Source organism: Flavobacterium facile, assembly GCF_036321945.1.
In the GTDB taxonomy this organism is placed as follows: domain Bacteria; phylum Bacteroidota; class Bacteroidia; order Flavobacteriales; family Flavobacteriaceae; genus Flavobacterium; species Flavobacterium facile.
This window is the reverse complement of the sequence record NZ_JAZAYT010000035.1, coordinates 129,187-147,468: the sequence shown is the minus strand read 5'-3', so window position 1 is coordinate 147,468 and position 18,282 is coordinate 129,187. Positions and strand designations below refer to the sequence as shown.

Here is an 18,282-nt window from a genome sequence, read left to right as displayed (position 1 = left end):
ATTATTTTGTTAAGAAAGAGTGAGCCGTTGTATCTTGCTCGTCTTCTCCAGATTTTTTGAAAATCTGTAATTGTTTTGTCCAATAAACAGTCCAATAACAACAGATACAAATAAATACCCAGTTGATGATATTTGCACCCCACCAGTTTGTTAATTCCCAACCTCTTAATAAGTCCATTGGTACAAAAAGTACTTCAACAAATAAAAATTGTATTGCTTCGAAAAATGCTTTCATTTTTTTATTATTATATTTACACTACAAAAATATAAAATATCTTTATGATTGCAAGCCTTTTTAGTAAAACTCGACCAATTAATTACGCATTAATCTTTTTAATGCTACTTTCTTGCTTTTTTTTATATCAATTTCAAGTTTCAAACACCGTTTTTACCACTAATATTATAATTGAAAAGGCAGCGGTTTTTGTTTTAATTGTATTTTCGTTTTTTTTAGTCAACTTTATTTCTTTAAAAAACTCACTAACTAAGAACGATAATTATGCGATTCTTATCTTTTTTGTATTTATACTTTTATTTCCAACCATATTAAACAATACTAAAATTGTATTGTCAAATGTGTTTTTATTATTGGCTTTACGACGATTAGTTTCGTTAAAAACTTTAGTTTCTCCTAAAGAGAAAATTTTCGATGCGTCTTTTTGGATTTTTCTTTCCGCAATATTCCATTTTTGGAGTATTCTGTATATTGTTTTAGTATTTATTTCGATAATATTTCACTCAGGAAAAGATTTTAAAAACTGGTTGTTGCCTTTTGTTTCTTTTCTTTGTGTTTGGATTTTGTATATTTTCGCCAGTTTGGTTTTGTTTGATAATTATACTATTGATGATAGTATTAACGATGTAAGTTTTAACTTTTTTGCGTTTGATAATGTGTATCAAAATATGGCATTGGCTTTGTTTGTTTCTATTTCAGCCTTGTTTTTTGCTTCACAAACTTTCGATTATCAGAACAAACCCTTAAACATGCAATCGTCGTATAAACAAATTTACTTTTCGTTTATTTTAGCTATTGGAATTTATATTTTTTCGCCAAATAAATCTAATGATTTGTTAATTTATTCTTTTGCGCCGTTATCTATTTTAGGTGCGAATATGTTCGAAAAATTTGAAGATTCCGTTTATAAAGAAGTTTCTTTATATCTGTTATTTGCAGTTGGATTGTTTTTCTTTTTTGCGCAATTATAACTTATTTCCATACGCTAAATCGCCAGCATCGCCTAATCCAGGAATGATATAGTCTTTCTCATTTAATTTTTCGTCTAACGAAGCCACCCATAAATGACAATTGTCGGGTAAGTTTTCTTGTAAATATTGAATACCTTCTGGAACTGCAATAACGACTGCAATATGAATGTGTTTTGGATTGTGGTCTACTAACAGTTTATTTAAAACCGCTACTAAAGATTTTCCAGTGGCTAACATCGGATCAATTAAAATTAAACTTTTGTTTGTTAAAGTTGGCGTAGCTTTGTATTCTACCAAAATATCAAATTCATCATCGTTATTATAATGATGTCTGTAGGCTGAAACAAAACCGTTTTCTGCATCGTCAAAAAAGTTCATAAAACCTTGATGAAGTGCTAAACCAGCTCTTAAAATCGAACATAAAACAATATTTTCAGCAATAGTTGTAGTATGTTTTACACCTAACGGAGTTTGAACAGCAATATCTTTATATTCTAAATTTTTACTTAATTCATAAGCCATAATCTCACCAATACGTTCAATGTTTTTTCTGAATCGCATGCTGTCTTTCTGAATGTTTACATCTCTAAGTTGCGTAAGAAAATGATTTAAAATACTATTTTGTTCGGAGATATAATGTACATTCATGTGAGATAATTTGAAAATTGAGGTTAAAAGTACAAAAAATCCTTATTTTTGTAAATTAAAATAGAAACTATGTTTGCAGAATTTGCCTTTCCCATTTTTGAACAATCTATAAAAGCGTATCATATTATTGATGATGTGTACCAACCTGTATTAAATCCATTTGAAAAAGGTTCAGTAGAACACTTGTTATTTGCAAAAAACTGGGTAGATACCGTACAATGGCATTATGAAGATATTGTACGTGATCCAAATATTGATCCAGTTGCCGCGTTAGATTTAAAACGTAAAATTGATGCCTCTAACCAAGTAAGAACGGATATGGTTGAATATATTGACGGGTATTTTTTACAGAAATATGCGCACGTTCAAGTGAAACCAAATGCTAGAATTAATACAGAAAGTCCTGCTTGGGCAATTGATAGATTATCGATTTTAGCTTTGAAAATTTACCATATGAACGAAGAGGCAACTCGTGAAGAAGCAACTGCGGAACACAGAGCGAAATGTCAAGAAAAATTGAACGTATTGTTAGATCAAAAAAACGATATGTTTATTTCCATTAGTCAATTAGTAGAAGATATTGAAAACGGCGACAAATTCATGAAAGTTTACAAACAAATGAAAATGTACAACGACGAAGATTTGAATCCGGTTTTGTATCAAAATAAAAAATAAATGCCGCAACACATTTTAGTTATCAGGCTTTCAGCTATGGGCGATGTCGCTATGACAGTTCCTGTGCTGAAAGCTTTTTCTTTGCAATATCCTGATGTGCAACTCACAGTGGTTTCTCGACCTTTTTTCAAACCTTTTTTTGATGACATTGAAAACGTAACTTTCTTTGCCATAGATTTAAAAGAAAGACATAAAGGTTTTTTAGGATTGCTACGCTTGTTTTCCGATTTACGAAAATTGAATATTGATGCCGTTGCCGATTTACATAATGTGTTACGTTCGAAAGTTGTTAGAACATTATTCACTCTATCAGGTAAGAAAGTAGCCGCTACTGATAAAGGACGAAAAGACAAAAAAGAACTCACCAAGTTAGCCATTAAAACCATTTCTCCAACAAAATCAATGTTTGACAGACATTGCGAAACGTTTGAAAAATTAGGTTTTCCTTTAGATTTAAACCTACCAACATTTTCTGAAAAAGCCATTTTATCAGAAGAAATATTTGCCATTACTGGAAAAAAAGAAGGAAATTGGATAGGAATCGCACCTTTCGCACAATATGAAAGCAAAGTGTATCCGATAGATTTAATGCAAGAAGTTATTGATGAATTAGCGAAAAATACGTCTAATAAAATCTTTTTATTTGGTGGTGGCGATGAAGAAATTAAGAAACTAAATCAATTAAAAAACCATCATAAAAATGTGATTGTTGTTGCTGGAAAAATTAAGTTTCAACAAGAATTAGATTTAATTTCTAATTTAAAAGTAATGCTTTCTATGGATTCTGGAAACGCACATATTGCAGCCATGTTGGGCGTGAATGTCATTACACTTTGGGGTGCCACACATCCTTTTGCAGGATTCAAACCGTTTAACCAACCGGATGATTTTTGTATGACTTCTAACAGAGAACAATTTCCGTTTTTACCGACTTCGGTTTATGGAAATAAAAAAGTGGAAGGTTATGAAAATGCAATGCGAAGTATTTTACCAGAAACGATTGTGAGTAAAATCAATTCAGTTTTATAAAAAAAAGAAAAACCCTAAATCAAAAATTCGATTTAGGGTTTTTTATTACTTTTTTGATAGTTTTAAATATTATCAAAATCAACTTTAATTTCTGCTGTTGTTGGTACAGCCTGACAAGCTAAAACTAAACCTTCTGCTACTTCGTTGTCTGTTAAAATTTGGTTTTTATTCATTACTGCGCTTCCTTCTGTAACACGACAAATACAACTGCTACAAATTCCACCCTGACAAGAATAAGGCACATCTAAACCTTGTTTTAATGCCGCTTCTAAAATGGTTTGTTTCTGACTCATTTCAAAAGTCACTTCATCAGAATCTACTAAAATTGAAATGTTAGTGTGTCCGTTTTGTCCGGCTGCAGCTTTGTTTTCTGGAGCAGGAGAAGTACCAAATAATTCAAATTTGACATCTTTTTCAGCTACATTATTTTCAGTTAAAGTTGCCGAAACGACTTTGATCATTTCCTCTGGTCCACATAAATAAAACTTAGAAAACGTTTTATCTGCATGTTTGTTTTTAAGCACTGTATTCACTACAGATTTATCAATTCTTCCAAACAATTCGCCAGCAACATTAGCTTGACTATAAACGAAATGCACGAAAAATCGACCTAAATTTTTTAATTGTAGCGCATGTAATTCGTCGTGAAAAATAGTTTCTGCTTCTGTTTTATTTCCATAAACCAAAACAAAAGTACTATTCGGTTCTTCTTCTAGAATACTTTTCGCAATAGATAAAACGGGTGTAATTCCACTTCCTGCAGCAAAAGCCGCATAACTTTTTTGATGATCGTGTTTCGCTTCAAAAACAAATTTCCCTTCTGGAACACTTACTTCTAGTAAATCACCAATAGCTAAATTGTTATTTGCAAATTTCGAAAACGTTCCGCTTTTAACTTCTTTAACAGCAATTCTCATCTCGCCACTTTTCGGAGAAGAACAAATAGAATACGCTCTACGAATTTCTTTTCCGTCTAAAGTTAGTTTTAAAGTAACATATTGTCCTGCAATAAATTGATATACTGCTTTTAGTTCTTCAGGAATATTAAAAACGATAGAAACGGCATTTTTAGTTTCTCGTTTGATTTCCTTTATGGCTAATTTATAAAAATCCATAGTATAATTATTTTTCACAAAAATACTACTATTATATAAAATTACCCGCCCTGTCTAAGAAAAAATTATACATAAGTTTATTATGCATAAGAAAATTATGTATATTTGTAATCTAATAATACTAAACAATGAAAAATTCACAATTATACAAAGGAAGTTTAAATACTATTATTATGAAGCTTTTAGAAGAGAAAGGCAGAATGTATGGTTATGAAATTACGCAAAAAGTAAAAGAAATTACCAAAGGCGAATTAAATATTACTGAAGGTGCTTTGTACCCAGCTTTGCACAAACTTGAATCGGAAGGATTGTTAGATGTGGAAGTTGAAAAAGTAGATAATCGATTAAGAAAGTATTATAAATTGACACAGAAAGGAACTTCTGAAACAGTAAATCGTTTAGCCGAATTAGAAGAATTTATAAAAAACATGCAAACAATTGTAAATCCAAAATTAAGTTATTAAGATGAAGTTAACTAAAGAGAATATTCAATTCATAGACAATTATTTAAAAAACAGCCAAGTCATTTATTATGACATTCGAATGGAAATGTTAGATCATGTAGCTACAGCAGTTGAACAAAAAATGGAAGTCGAAAATTTAGATTTTTACGACGCTTTCAAAAACTATATGGTTATAAATAAAACGGAATTATTAAAACTAAACAAAGAAGAAGGATTACATTTCATAGAACATTGAAAAAATTTGGTCGTTTTATTATTCAGCCTATTCAGATTCTTTTGGCATTAATCGTTTCTTTTGCTGTTTATATATTTACAATCAAGTTTGGTATAAAAAACAGTAGCAATTATTTCCTTTTTAGTGTTTTAATTTCATATATACTGTTTGGTGTTGGTCATTTATTAATAAATAGAAGCAAAAAATTTTACTACATCGATAAAAATTTTTCTATTTTATTTATTTTACATCAAATAGGTAATTTGTTTTATAAAAGTGCAAAAGAAAGTTTCACATCATCGATTATTTTCAACAGCATTATACTATTTGTTTTTATTGCTTTTTTAAATTTTTATTATTCTGAAATGAAGAGCTTTAAAAAGAGAAACCAATATTTATTTCAATGAAACTTTTGATAAAAGTATTTGTAAATATGTATAAAAAAACCTACTCTTTTTTGGAGTAGGTTCAGAAAATTTTTATTTCGTAAATAACGCTCTTAATTCTGTTGCATCACTAGGTTTCATTTTTCCAGCTAATACTAAACTTAATTGTTTTCTTCTTAATGCAGCATCAAAGCGTTGAATTTCTAATTCCGTTTGTGGTTCAATTGGTGGAACCGGTACTGGACTTCCCATTTCATCCACAGCTACAAAAGTATAAATAGCTTCGTTCGCTTTGTTTTTGATACCAGATTCTCTGTCTTCGGTCCAAACATCAATAAAAATTTCCATAGATGTAGAAAAAGTTCTAGATACTTTTGCTTCCACGGTTACCACACTTCCTAATGGAATCGCTTTGTTAAAAGCTACGTGATTTACAGATGCGGTTACACAAATTCTACGTGAATGACGACGCGCAGTAATACTTGCAGCTCTATCCATACGAGCTAATAATTCACCACCAAAAAGATTATTTAAAGGATTAGTTTCACCAGGTAAAACTAAATCTGTAAGAACAGTAATTGAGTCTGAAGGATATTTGTTTTGCATTGTTTTTTTACAAAGATAATAACTCTGATTTAAAAACAAGGCATAAAAAAATCCCAAAATAGGGATTAGTCTATTAGCAACCAAGCATCGATGCTATCTTTTGCTTTAATTTGGAGTTTTAAATTCTGCGCTTCTTTTAAATTGGAATAGCTTCCAAAAGCTACAGGAATTAATCCATATTTGTTTTTGGTTAGTAAATGCGCCTCAAAACCTTGAGAAACTAATTGTTTCCTAGCTTTTTCTGCATTTTGTTCACTTCTATATGCGCCAGCCACAACGTGGTATTTTGCGTTTGGTTTTTCTTCTAAAGTTAAATCGACAGCTGCCATCGGATTGGGTAAAACGAAAGTGGCTTCTTGTAATTTTTGATTTATTTTTTCTTGAACTGATTTTTCTACTAAAATGGTTTTCTGATCAATCGTATAATCGTAATACATTTTATAACCATAGGTTCCAGCTGAAGAAAAAAGCGCAATTGCTGCTGCATATTTCAACCAATTGGTATTTGGTTTGTTTTGAACTAATGGAATTACTGGAGTTTCATCTTCAATAACTTCTTCTTCTTCTTCTTCTTCTAAAATTTCATTTTCTACAATCTCTTGAGCGATAGAAATGGTTTTAGCTACATTTTTCGTTTGATTTTCTCTGATAATTTCTGGAGAATTAAAACCAGACAAACCAAAAGAATCCATTAAATAATTGACAGAAGTATTTGGTTTAAAAACGAAATTATTTTCAGAATTTGAAGAAATTTCACCAATATTCTCTAATGTTAAAACTTCTTTATTTTGAAGTTTTTCTAACCAAAAAACAACTTGCGTTTGAATTTTAGCTAAAGCAGTTTCGTAGCTAATTTTTTCTTGTAAGGCAATATGATTCGCCAACAAACCATCATTTGTTTTGATGTTTGAATTGAAAGAAATAACTTTTCTTGGCGGTACAAACGAATTATGACCTTCCGCTATTTGAGCCGATTGCCATTCACTTAAAAAAGCACCAAAACCAGGAATGCTTACACATTGGTATCGGTACAATAATCCAGAAATGTATTTCTCTATTTTCATAGTCACAAAATTAAGTATTCAAAGACAAAAACAAAATTTTATCAACAATTTTTATTAACAATCTACGCTTTATGTTTATTAAGGTTTGATTTTCATATTACTAAAAAATAAATATATTTGCAGGATATATTATACGCCATGTTACATACTGAATTATTACACGCACTCGCACTTTTAAAAGTGGACGGAATTGGTGATGTTGTTGCCAAAAAACTAATTAACCATTGTGGTTCTGCCCAAGATGTTTTTCAATCTAAGAAAAAAGCACTGTTAGCTATTGATGGTGTAGGCGAAATTCTCTACAAAAAATTACAGGAAAAATCAGTTTTTCAATTAGCGGAAAACGAACTTCGATTTGTTGAAAAAGAAAACATTTCTCTTTCCTATTATTTAGATGAAAACTATCCGGAACGATTGAAACATTGTATCGATGGTCCAGTTATTTTGTTCCAATCTGGAAATATTAATTTTGAAAATAGAAGGCTGATAAACATTGTTGGAACCCGACAAATTACACCTTACGGAACAGAATTTACCAAAAAACTGATTACTGATTTGGCGCCATTAAATCCCATTATTGTGAGCGGATTTGCTTATGGTGTAGATATTGTCGCCCATCAAACTGCTATGGAAAATAATTTGCAAACCATTGGTGTTTTAGCACATGGATTAAATCAAATTTATCCGAAAATGCATAAAAAATACATGGCAAAAATGGAACAAAATGGCGGCTTTATGACCGAATTTTGGAGCACCTCTAATCCTGATAGAGAAAATTTTATCAAGCGAAATCGTATTGTTGCCGGAATGTGCGAAGCGACTATCGTAATTGAAAGCGCTGAAAAAGGCGGTTCTTTAATTACAGCAAATATAGCTAACGATTATAACCGAGATGTTTTTGCTGTGCCAGGAAGAATTACAGATAAATTTAGTCAAGGTTGTAATAATTTGATAAAAACACAACGCGCACATTTGCTCAATAGCGCTGCAGATTTGATTTATATTTTAAATTGGGATTTGGCAGATAAAAAAGTGAAACCAATCCAAAAACAATTATTTGTTTCCTTAACAGAAGATGAACAAAAAATTTATGATTACCTTCAAAACAAAGAGCCAGAACTAATGGACATTATTGCTTTAGATTGCGATTTTCCCATTTTTAAAATTTCTTCTTTATTATTAAATATGGAATTGAAAGGCGTTATTAGACCGTTACCAGGAAAGTTGTTTGAAGCGGTGTAGATACCGAAACGAGTTCGGAATGACATAACACACAATCTTGTCAAGCTGAACTTGTTTCAGCTTCTCTTTTAAATAATATAGATCCTGAAACAAGTTCAGGATGACAAAATACACTAACAGGTTTAGGAAGATAAAATTTTTTTAAAAAATGGCTTATAGAACATATCATAATTATTGGGTTTATATTTTAACTAATAAACCTAATGGTACTTTATATATTGGTGTTACAGGTGGAATTGATGATAGAATGGAAAGACATTTAAATGGTGAAGGATCGAAATTTACATCCAAATATAAGTTGAATCTTTTGGTTTATTTTGAAGAGTTTCAATATATAGGCGATGCAATTGCTAGAGAAAAGCAATTAAAGAATTGGCACAGACAATGGAAAATAAACTTAATTGAAAAAGAAAATCCTTCTTGGATAAATTTATGGAAAAATATAGATTCCGAAACAAGTTCGGAATGACAAAGCACGCAATCTTGTCATCCTGAACTTGTTTTAGTCTCGCTTCATTTAATTTAGAATAATATAGATCCTGAAACAAGTTCAGGATGACAAAATACACTAACAAGTTCAGGATGACAGAAATGAGGTTTAGTTCGGAATGACAAAAAAACGATTACATAAACCCTAATTTCTCTCTTACTCTTTTTAAAACACCATCTGCTACTTTACCTGCTTTTGCTGCACCTTCGAAAAGTAATTTATCTACTTCTTCTAAGTTGTTAATGTAGTAATTGTATTTTTCTCTTTCTGTTTTAAATTTCTCAGCAATTAAATCATATAACGCTTGCTTCGCGTGTCCGAAACCAAAATTTCCAGCTAAATATTTAGCTTTTAATTGTGCAATTTCTTCTTCTGAACCTAATAATTTATACAACCCAAAAACATTACATGTTTCTGGATTTTTTGGTTCTTCTAAAGGTGTGCTGTCTGTTTCTATGCTTTTGATTTGCTTTAATAAGGCTTTATCATCTAAGAAAATATTGATAAAGTTATTACGAGATTTACTCATTTTTTGTCCGTCTGTTCCTGGAATCAACATGGTGTCTTCGCTCGTTTTTCCTTCTGGTAATACGAAAGTTTCACCCATTTGATGGTTAAAACGAGAAGCGACATCACGAGTGATTTCTAAATGTTGCATTTGATCTTTTCCAACAGGGACGATTTCTGCATCGTACAATAAAATATCAGCAGCCATTAACATCGGATAGGTAAACAAACCAGCATTTACATCGTCTAATCTGTCGGCTTTGTCTTTAAAAGAATGCGCTAAAGTCAAACGTTGAAAAGGGAAAAAGCAACTTAAATACCAAGACAATTCTGCGGTTTGTGGCACATCTGATTGTCTGTAAAACACCACTTTTTCAGTATCTAAACCGCATGCTAACCAAGCTGCAGCTGTGCTATAGGTGTTTTCTTTAAGTTCTGTTCCGTTTTTAATTTGCGTAATCGAATGCAAATCGGCAATAAATAAAAACGATTCATTTGCAGGATTATTTGCCATTTCGATAGCAGGAATAATTGCACCTAATAAATTTCCTAAATGTGGCGTTCCTGTACTTTGTACGCCCGTTAATATTTTTGCCATTTGGTTACTTGTTTTTGCAAATGTAAGTTTTTATGTAAAAAGAGCCAAGTGATTTTATGACTTTGCGACTTAGTGAAAGGGTGATTTGGGGAGATTTTGATTGTGTAAAATTTATATGATGAATATGATGATAATTTTGAGTTAAAAAGGGATTAAAAAGTTAGTTAAAACAATATTACGTGATTAATAACCCCGATTGCAGTGGCATCCTTTTACAAATTGCTACTTAAAAAGCAATTTGTAACAGATATAAAGGAAAGCGGGTGTGGTTTTGTTTTGAAGTGCTATATTTGTGTTTCATAAAAAAAATAAAAATGAAGGTTTTACTATATCCGTTGTGGCTACTTTATAGAATTTGGTTTTACATGTTACTATTAGTTCCAATAATTGTCTTGTTTCCATTTATTTTTGTTTCGATTTTAAGCGAAAAAACCTATCCATTATTTTTTAAAATTGCGCGTATTTGGGCAAAAATAATTTTAATTGGAATGGGTTTTAGATATTCCATAGAAGGTGACGAAATTTTTGAAGATGGAAAAAGTTATATGTTAGTCGCTAATCACACTTCAATGACAGATATCATGCTAATGCTAATTGCGGTGAAAAATCATCCGTTTGTGTTTGTGGGAAAAAAAGAATTGGTTAAAATTCCGATTTTCGGATTTATTTATAAACGCGTTTGTATTTTGGTGGATAGAAAAAGCAGCAAAAGTCGATATGAAGTTTTTGAACGTGCCCAAAAAAGAATTCAACAAGGTTTGAGTATTTGTATTTTTCCAGAAGGCGGTGTGCCAGATGAAAGTGTTTTACTAGATGAATTTAAAGATGGCGCTTTTCGTATTGCGATTGAACACCAACTACCAATTGTTCCGATGACTTTTTTCGACAATAAAAAACGATTTTCGTATACTTTTTTTAGCGGAACTCCGGGTAAAATGAGAGCTATAATTCATAAGCCTATTGAAACTAAAGGAAAGTTGATGGAAGAAAGACATCATATAAAAGAAGAAGTCAGAAAAATTATTTTAGCGGATTTAGAAAACGATCAAAAATAAAAAAGCGCCATTGGCGTGGCGCTTTCCTAGTTTCAAACTTTACTATACAAAGTTGTGAAACAACTTAACTAAATTATGTAACTAACTTTAAAATTTATAACTAATTCCTGTATTTACACCAATAACATAAGGTGAAAAATCTTCAGCATTTTTATTAAAAGTGTTAATTTGGTATTTTAATGTCGGTTCCACATTCAATTGGAAATTTTTCATAAAATTATAGCTTAACCCTAATCCAACATTACTACTAAAGTGAACGTTATTTAGGTTTGAAGCTTTTCCAATTTGTACATTTCCATCGTTTCCACTTATAGAAATTGCATTTTCGGTTAAAAATAAAGTACTCATTCCACCTTTAATAGCTACTCCAATTTTTTTGTTTAGTATAGCGTATGATACTTCTAAAGGAACTTCAATATATTGGGTTCTTTGATTTAAATTTCCTAAATTTTGACTTGATTGTATAATTTGATTTTCAGACACGTTTTTTGAAATATCTTTTTCGTGTTTTAAAACTAAATATTTACCATTTGTATTTCTTTCAATATTCGTATTGGCAATTTTGGATTGATCTTCAAAGCTAGAATAGAAAGCAATATTTTGGGTATCATAATCTAAATTTAAATTGCTAACTCCTGTTTTTACAGACAAACGTTTGTTTACATTATAAGCAATTCCCACACCATAACTGGTAGAATTATTATACGTTTTTTCGTTAGTAGCAAATTCATCAGATATTGGAGAACCATTTTCAAAAGAATTGAAGAAAATAGGCGAAACAAAACTGTTTACAGCCCATTTACTCCATTTCTCTTTTTCATCAGCAACTTTTTTTGTCTCTTTTTCACGAAGCAATTTTTCCATTGGGTTTTCCTCAATTGTAACAGTTGCCAATGTTATGGTGTCAATTTTTATATCTTCAATAGCGGTAATAGCTATTGAATTTGTAATAGAATTTTCTAATCCATTTTCTATAAGAATACCATTCGAATTTGTGTTTTTGTTTAACGTTGTAGGAGTAGAATTAAAATTATTAATATCTGTTAAACCAGAATTTGAATCGTTATTTTTAGATGTATTAAATTTGTTAAAAGTATTTACATCAATAATTTCGGTACTCGAATTGTTGTTTTTTGATCTATTGAATGTTTTAATTGTATTTATATCAGTTAAACCAGAATTTGAATTGTTGGTTTTTGAGGAATTGAAATCATTAAAACTAGGTTTTTTACTCTTAGAGGAATTTGATTTTGTGTTAGTATTGTTTTTATAATTTTTTGTAGCAGCAATTCCTGAAGCTGAACTAGTATAATATTTTTTGTTCTCTTTATAAATATTTTGTTCGATTTTGTTTTTTTGATTCGAAACGAAACCACCATTAGATTTGTAAGTCTTGGAATTGTCTAATGAACTTTTATTTAATTTTGAATCTGTTTTCGAATTAGAACTACCATTTTTTGAAGAACTAGTAGCGCTTACATTATTTACAAGTGAATTAGAATCAGAATTGTTTCCCGATTCATTTATAAAAGTTGAATTGGATTTATTTTTATTTAAGTGGGATTCAGAAGAATTAGATAAATTCGAATCAGTTTTCTGATTGTTGTTGTTGTTGTTTTCAGAAGTGACTACAGCGTTACTATTGTTCGTATTTGAGTTATTAAAATCCGTATTTCTGTTAAAAAAAAGGACAGACATAATGGCTACAAATGAAGCTGCAATTCCAGCGGTTTTAAACCAAAATGGAATCACTCTTCTTTTTTTCTCTTTAGGATGTAATTTCTCTTGAATGTTTTCCCACACAATATCTGGTGGGGAAACCTCAAAGTCCTTAAATTTTTCCTGAAAAAGACGTTCTATATTTTTGTTTTCTTTCTTCATTTTGTCTTTGAGAATGCGGTATTATAATTTTGTATTTTTTCTTTCAAAATCATTTTAGCTCTTGCTAAGTTAGATTTAGAAGTACCATCTGTTATTTCTAACATTTCGGCAATTTGTTTGTGTGAGAAACCATCAACCACATATAAGTTAAAAACCAATCGGTACCTATCTGGTAATTCTTGAATAATTTTTAACAAAAAATCCATTGTTACAGATTCATCGTCAATTTCAACATCTTCCACATTTGGAATATTATCTGAAACTAATTCTAAAAATAAACCTTGTTTTCTATACTGTTGTAAAACATAATTAACAACTAATCTTTTTGCCCAACCTTCAAAAGAACCTTCGTTTTTAAATTGTTTTAATTTTTCAAAAATGATTAAAAAACTTTCTTGTAAATTATCTTGCGCTTCTTCATAACTTCTCGAATACTTTAAACTAACGGCAAACAATTTTGGAGCTAAAAGCTTATACAATTGTTCTTGTGCTTGAGTATTGTTATTCTTACATAGATGTAGAAGCTTATCAATCATTAATTATGGTACAACAATAGAGATTTCTTCAAAAATATCAACATTATTAGCGTCTTTACCTTTCCAAAATTTGAAAGTATAAGTTCCAGATACTGTAGGAGTAAAATGTAAAGTTTGACTAGAAATAGGATTTGATAACGGCGTGCAATTATCTCTATCGAAAACAATTCCTTGTACAGCTACTGTTCTGGTAAATTCATTTTTTTCATAATAAAAACCATCAAAACCATAACAGTTTGAAGGTCTGATAAAATTTATTTGAATATCATTTTCTTCATTTATAATAAAATCTGTCGGTAATTCAACAGAGTCTATTTTTAATAACTCATAATGCAGTTTTGGACTGTTATCATCAACAGAACATGAAATTGACAATAAAAAAATCCCAATAAGTGCTACTATTTTTTTCATTTTATAAGATGTTTTATTTTATAGATGCAAAAATTACAAAAAGGTTGCGTCATTATCAAAAAAAAATCATCCAAAAGGATGATTTTTAATTTATTAAGCGTTTTGCTCTTTTAATAAAGCTTTAATTTTTGCTTCTAATTCGTCCATTAATTCTGGATTATCCTTTATTAATTGTTTTACAGAATCTCGTCCTTGTCCTAATTTGGTTTCCCCATAACTAAACCAAGAACCACTTTTCTTTATAATTTCAAAGTCAACCGCTAAATCTAAAACTTCACCAACTTTAGAAACACCTTCACCATACATAATGTCAAATTCACAAGTTCTAAAAGGTGGCGCTACTTTATTTTTTACAATTTTTACTTTGGTTCTGTTTCCGATAACATTGTCACCGTCTTTAATTTGCGAAGAACGTCTGATATCAATTCTAATTGAAGCATAAAACTTTAAGGCATTTCCTCCAGTTGTAGTTTCTGGACTACCAAACATAACGCCAATTTTATCTCTCAACTGATTGATAAAAAATACGGTACATTTTGTTTTATGAATCGTACCTGTTAATTTTCTTAACGCTTGCGACATCAAACGAGCGTGTAATCCCATTTTGCTATCACCCATATCACCTTCAATTTCACTTTTTGGTGTTAATGCAGCAACCGAGTCAATAACTACAATATCAACCGCTCCAGAACGAATTAAACTTTCAGCAATTTCTAATGCTTGTTCTCCGTTATCTGGTTGAGAAATAATTAAATTATCAATATCAATACCTAATTTTTCGGCATAAAAACGGTCAAAAGCATGTTCCGCATCAATAAAAGCGGCAATTCCACCTGCTTTTTGAGCTTCTGCTATGGCGTGTAAAGTTAAGGTTGTTTTACCAGAAGATTCTGGTCCGTAAATTTCAATAATTCTTCCTTTCGGATATCCATTTACACCTAATGCAATGTCTACACCTAAAGATCCTGATGAAATGGTTTCTACTTCTTCTACGGCAGAATCTCCCATTTTCATTACAGTTCCTTTACCGTAAGTCTTGTCTAATTTGTCTAATGTTAATTGTAAGGCTTTTAATTTTGCTTCTTTTTCCGTGCTCATAATAATAAATTTTTCGTAAAAATACAGAATTTTTTAATCGGAACAAACATTGTTAATATGTTTTGTGATTTTCTAAAAAATTATAACTTTGCAGCAGAATTCTTCCAATTAGAGTTCCTTATATTTATTTCTGTATCAGACGTATTAAATCGCGTCTCTAACCTTAAAATGTTTATAGCATGCAACTGTATAACACCTTAAGCGCAGAAGAAAGAGCTAAGTTAATTGATCAAGCTGGTCAAAGATTAACGCTTTCTTTTTATGCGTACGCCAAAATTGAAAACCCAACACAATTTAGAAACGACTTATTTCTGAAGTGGAATAAATTAGATGCCTTAGGCCGAATTTATGTCGCTACCGAAGGAATTAATGCGCAAATGTCTGTACCAGCAGAAAATATCGATGCGTTTAGAGAAACGTTAGAAAAGTACGATTTCATGAAAGGTATTCGTTTGAATATTGCGGTAGAACATGACGATCATTCGTTTTTAAAATTAACGATAAAAGTTAGAAATAAAATTGTGGCCGATGGTTTAAACGACGCCACATTCGATGTAACGAATAAAGGAGTTCACTTAAATGCTAGAGAATTCAATGCGATTTTAGATGATCCGAATACAATTGTAGTGGATTTTAGAAATCATTATGAAAGTGAAGTTGGGCATTTTACAGGTGCGATTACGCCAGATGTAGAAACGTTCCGTGAAAGTTTGCCAATTATCAACGAACAATTAAAAGACTTTAAAGAAGATAAAAATTTAGTGATGTATTGTACGGGCGGAATTCGTTGTGAAAAAGCTTCTGCGTATTACAAACATCAAGGTTTTAAAAACGTTTTTCAATTAGAAGGTGGAATTATTAATTATGCCAAACAAATAAAAGAAGAAGGTTTAGAAAGTAAATTTATTGGTAAGAATTTCGTTTTCGATCATCGTTTAGGAGAAAGAATTACGGATGATATTATTTCGCAATGTCATCAATGTGGAGAACCATGTGATACACACGTAAATTGCGCGAATGAAGCTTGTCATTTATTATTTATTCAGTGCGATTCTTGTGCTGAAAAAATGGAAAGTTGTTGCTCTACCACTTGTGTAGAAACAATTTATTTGCCTTTAGAAGAACAAGAAAAACTAAGAAAAGGCGTTAAAAACGGCAACATGATTTTTCAAAAAGGAAAATCACCAGATTTAAAATTCAAACAATCTTCAGAAAGAAATATTTTTGAAGAAATTGCTCAAAAACCTGTAAAAGTTTCAGCCGTTACACAAATCAGAAAAAGAAAAATTGCTGCCGAAAGAAAGTTATATATTGGAAAAGGAGAACATTATTTTTCAAAAGCACAAGTTGGACTTTTCAGTATAGAAAATCAAGAAATAAATATTGGCGATAAAATTTTAATTTCCGGACCAACAACAGGAAACCAAGAACTAATTTTGGAAAAAATGTTGGTAAATGGAATCGAAAGTTCTTCCGCTAAAGTTGGCGATAAAATCACTTTCGAAGTGCCTTTTAGAGTGAGATTATCTGATAAATTATTTAAAATTATTAGTTAATGACTACTTCTGGAAGAATTGAATTAATGGCGCCAGCAGGAAATTTTGAATCCATGCAAGCGGCTCTTGATAATGGTTGTGATTCCATTTATTTTGGTGTTGAACAATTAAATATGCGTGCCAGAGCAACGGTAAATTTCGTTTTAGATGATTTGCCAGAAATCGCACGAAGATGTAATGAAAAAAATGTTAGAACGTATCTAACTTTAAATACTATTATTTACGATCACGATTTATCTATCGTAAAAACACTTTTAACAAAAGCTAAAGAAGCAGGAATTACAGCAGTAATTGCTTCCGACCAAGCAGTTATTATGTCGGCAAGAACTATTGGAATGGAAGTACATATTTCCACCCAATTGAATGTTACCAACATTGAAACGGTAAAATTCTATGCCATGTTTGCCGATACGATTGTTTTGTCTCGTGAATTAAGTTTACGTCAAGTAAAAAAAATCACGGATGACATCGAAAAAGAACAAGTTAAAGGACCAAGTGGTAATTTAGTAGAAATTGAAATTTTCGGTCACGGTGCTTTGTGTATGGCCGTTTCAGGAAAATGTTATTTGAGTTTACATTCACATAATTCCTCAGCCAATCGTGGAGCTTGTAAACAAAATTGCAGAAAAAAATATACGGTAATCGACCAAGAATCTGGTTTTGAAATTGAAGTGGATAACGAATATTTAATGTCACCAAAAGATTTGTGCACGTTAGATTTCTTAGACCAAGTTATCGATTCTGGAATTAAAGTGCTAAAAATTGAAGGCCGTGGAAGAGCTGCAGATTATGTAGCAACGGTTATCAAAACGTATCGTGAAGCCATTGATTCTTATTACGAAGGAACTTTTACAAAAGAAAAGATCAACACTTGGATGGGAACTTTGGCTACGGTTTACAATCGTGGATTTTGGAGTGGTTATTATTTGGGACAAAAATTAGGCGAGTGGTCTGATAATCCTGGTTCAAGCGCTACACAAAAGAAAGTGTATGTTGGAAAAGGAATGCATTATTTCCAAAAATCAAATATTGCCGAATTTAAAATTGAAGCTTACGATATCAAAATTGGTGATAAAATTTTAATTACCGGACCAAGCACTGGTGCTCAAGAATTGGTTTTGGAAGAAATGTTTGTTAATGATGTCAACTCAGAAAAAGCAACAAAAGGCGATAGTTGTACTTTAAAAGTGCCTTTCAGAATTCGTTTATCGGACAAAATGTACAAAATTGTAGAAAACTAATGATCATTATTACACTTCAACGAGACAAATGTATTGGTTGTAATTATTGTGTAGAAATGGCTCCAGCACAATTTCAAATGTCTAAAAAAGATGGAAAATCAGTATTGCTAAAATCCACAAATACAAAAGGTTTTCATACATTAAAATCGCCAGATTATGCCATTTTAGAAACGTGTGAATTAGCTGAAAAAGCCTGCCCAGTAAATATTATTACGGTGAAAGAAACCTAAAAAAGGATAAAAATATATTAAAAAAACCTG

At 30.9% G+C, this 18,282-nt stretch carries 21 protein-coding genes; 11 read left to right on the top strand and 10 right to left on the bottom strand.

All coding sequences use genetic code 11. The features are described from left to right. Position 1: 1 nt before the first annotated feature. Positions 2-235: a DUF6341 family protein gene (locus tag UEQ13_RS13190; RefSeq protein WP_329806799.1), complete on the bottom strand. Its 234-nt coding sequence runs from the start codon at positions 233-235 to the stop codon at positions 2-4. A gap of 44 nt (positions 236-279) precedes the next feature. Between UEQ13_RS13190 and UEQ13_RS13185 the strand changes: the two genes are divergently transcribed. Next, positions 280-1,206 carry a DUF6427 family protein gene (locus tag UEQ13_RS13185; RefSeq protein ID WP_329806798.1) on the top strand — a complete coding sequence of 309 codons (927 nt, stop codon included), beginning with the start codon at positions 280-282 and terminating at the stop codon, positions 1,204-1,206. Here the strand turns inward: UEQ13_RS13185 and upp are convergent. Beyond that, the gene (gene upp, locus UEQ13_RS13180) at positions 1,201-1,854 is read right to left on the bottom strand and encodes a uracil phosphoribosyltransferase (protein WP_329806797.1); all 654 of its coding nucleotides are present in this window, start codon (positions 1,852-1,854) and stop codon (positions 1,201-1,203) included. The two genes, UEQ13_RS13185 and upp, sit on opposite strands and share 6 nt — an antisense overlap. 69 nt (positions 1,855-1,923) lie before the next feature. Between upp and UEQ13_RS13175 the strand changes: the two genes are divergently transcribed. Together UEQ13_RS13175 and UEQ13_RS13170 are read left to right on the top strand one after the other, a co-directional pair. Further along, entirely contained in the window at positions 1,924-2,529 is a 606-nt protein-coding gene (locus UEQ13_RS13175; protein WP_329806796.1) for a DUF4254 domain-containing protein, read from the top strand. Then, positions 2,530-3,558 carry a glycosyltransferase family 9 protein gene (locus tag UEQ13_RS13170; RefSeq protein WP_329806795.1) on the top strand — a complete coding sequence of 343 codons (1,029 nt, stop codon included), beginning with the start codon at positions 2,530-2,532 and terminating at the stop codon, positions 3,556-3,558. A 62-nt stretch (positions 3,559-3,620) separates the two neighbouring features. Here the strand turns inward: UEQ13_RS13170 and UEQ13_RS13165 are convergent, their stop codons facing one another. After that, on the bottom strand, positions 3,621-4,673 hold the full coding sequence (locus UEQ13_RS13165) for a ferredoxin--NADP reductase (protein WP_329806794.1): 1,053 nt from the start codon (positions 4,671-4,673) through the stop codon (positions 3,621-3,623). 128 nt (positions 4,674-4,801) lie between these two features. On the opposite strand from UEQ13_RS13165, the gene UEQ13_RS13160 reads away from it, so the two are divergent. Both UEQ13_RS13160 and UEQ13_RS13155 read left to right on the top strand, forming a co-directional pair. Further along, on the top strand, positions 4,802-5,137 hold the full coding sequence (locus tag UEQ13_RS13160) for a PadR family transcriptional regulator (RefSeq protein WP_329806793.1): 336 nt from the start codon (positions 4,802-4,804) through the stop codon (positions 5,135-5,137). Between the two features lies 1 nt (position 5,138). Beyond that, on the top strand, positions 5,139-5,372 hold the full coding sequence (locus UEQ13_RS13155; RefSeq protein ID WP_329806792.1) for a hypothetical protein: 234 nt from the start codon (positions 5,139-5,141) through the stop codon (positions 5,370-5,372). A gap of 458 nt (positions 5,373-5,830) precedes the next feature. On the opposite strand, the gene UEQ13_RS13150 is transcribed toward UEQ13_RS13155, so the two are convergent. Both UEQ13_RS13150 and UEQ13_RS13145 read right to left on the bottom strand, forming a co-directional pair. Further along, positions 5,831-6,343: an acyl-CoA thioesterase gene (locus UEQ13_RS13150; RefSeq protein ID WP_329806791.1), complete on the bottom strand. Its 513-nt coding sequence runs from the start codon at positions 6,341-6,343 to the stop codon at positions 5,831-5,833. Positions 6,344-6,408: 65 nt separating this feature from the next. Then, the gene (locus tag UEQ13_RS13145; protein ID WP_329806790.1) at positions 6,409-7,407 is read right to left on the bottom strand and encodes an HU domain-containing protein; all 999 of its coding nucleotides are present in this window, start codon (positions 7,405-7,407) and stop codon (positions 6,409-6,411) included. Between the two features lie 138 nt (positions 7,408-7,545). Here UEQ13_RS13145 and dprA point away from each other — a divergent pair, with 138 nt between their 5' ends. Together dprA and UEQ13_RS13135 are read left to right on the top strand one after the other, a co-directional pair. Beyond that, positions 7,546-8,649 (top strand): DNA-processing protein DprA, encoded by a 1,104-nt coding sequence (gene dprA, locus UEQ13_RS13140; protein WP_329807241.1) that lies wholly within the window; start codon positions 7,546-7,548, stop codon positions 8,647-8,649. 148 nt (positions 8,650-8,797) lie between these two features. Continuing rightward, positions 8,798-9,118 carry a GIY-YIG nuclease family protein gene (locus tag UEQ13_RS13135; protein ID WP_329806789.1) on the top strand — a complete coding sequence of 107 codons (321 nt, stop codon included), beginning with the start codon at positions 8,798-8,800 and terminating at the stop codon, positions 9,116-9,118. A 154-nt stretch (positions 9,119-9,272) separates the two neighbouring features. Here UEQ13_RS13135 and trpS read toward each other — a convergent pair whose 3' ends face one another. Beyond that, positions 9,273-10,244, bottom strand: coding sequence for a tryptophan--tRNA ligase (gene trpS, locus UEQ13_RS13130; protein WP_329806788.1), 972 nt, complete (start codon positions 10,242-10,244; stop codon positions 9,273-9,275). Positions 10,245-10,558: 314 nt separating this feature from the next. On the opposite strand from trpS, the gene UEQ13_RS13125 reads away from it, so the two are divergent. After that, positions 10,559-11,299, top strand: a complete 741-nt coding sequence (locus UEQ13_RS13125; RefSeq protein WP_329806787.1) for a lysophospholipid acyltransferase family protein — start codon at positions 10,559-10,561, stop codon at positions 11,297-11,299. A gap of 87 nt (positions 11,300-11,386) precedes the next feature. Here UEQ13_RS13125 and UEQ13_RS13120 read toward each other — a convergent pair whose 3' ends face one another. The 4 genes from UEQ13_RS13120 to recA all read right to left on the bottom strand — a co-directional run bounded on the left by UEQ13_RS13120 (position 11,387) and on the right by recA (position 15,225). Continuing rightward, positions 11,387-13,180, bottom strand: a complete 1,794-nt coding sequence (locus tag UEQ13_RS13120) for a hypothetical protein (RefSeq protein ID WP_329806786.1) — start codon at positions 13,178-13,180, stop codon at positions 11,387-11,389. Next, the gene (locus UEQ13_RS13115; RefSeq protein WP_329806785.1) at positions 13,177-13,716 is read right to left on the bottom strand and encodes an RNA polymerase sigma factor; all 540 of its coding nucleotides are present in this window, start codon (positions 13,714-13,716) and stop codon (positions 13,177-13,179) included. The genes UEQ13_RS13120 and UEQ13_RS13115 overlap by 4 nt, the downstream gene beginning before the upstream one ends. Positions 13,717-13,719: 3 nt before the next feature. Continuing rightward, a complete protein-coding gene (locus UEQ13_RS13110) occupies positions 13,720-14,127 on the bottom strand; it encodes a hypothetical protein (protein WP_329806784.1) in 408 nt (135 codons plus the stop codon). A 93-nt stretch (positions 14,128-14,220) separates the two neighbouring features. Beyond that, positions 14,221-15,225 (bottom strand): recombinase RecA, encoded by a 1,005-nt coding sequence (gene recA / locus UEQ13_RS13105; RefSeq protein ID WP_166128428.1) that lies wholly within the window; start codon positions 15,223-15,225, stop codon positions 14,221-14,223. A 179-nt stretch (positions 15,226-15,404) separates the two neighbouring features. Between recA and trhO the strand changes: the two genes are divergently transcribed. Genes trhO through UEQ13_RS13090 form a run of 3 tightly spaced genes read left to right on the top strand, consistent with a single transcriptional unit; the run spans position 15,405 to position 18,252 of the window. Beyond that, positions 15,405-16,781 (top strand): oxygen-dependent tRNA uridine(34) hydroxylase TrhO, encoded by a 1,377-nt coding sequence (trhO, locus tag UEQ13_RS13100; protein WP_329806783.1) that lies wholly within the window; start codon positions 15,405-15,407, stop codon positions 16,779-16,781. Further along, complete coding sequence (locus UEQ13_RS13095) at positions 16,781-18,022, top strand: peptidase U32 family protein (protein WP_329806782.1); 1,242 nt, start codon at positions 16,781-16,783, stop codon at positions 18,020-18,022. The genes trhO and UEQ13_RS13095 overlap by 1 nt, the downstream gene beginning before the upstream one ends. Further along, positions 18,022-18,252, top strand: coding sequence for a ferredoxin (locus UEQ13_RS13090; RefSeq protein WP_329806781.1), 231 nt, complete (start codon positions 18,022-18,024; stop codon positions 18,250-18,252). Before UEQ13_RS13095 ends, UEQ13_RS13090 begins: the two co-directional genes overlap by 1 nt. The last annotated feature ends 30 nt before the right edge of the window (positions 18,253-18,282 follow it).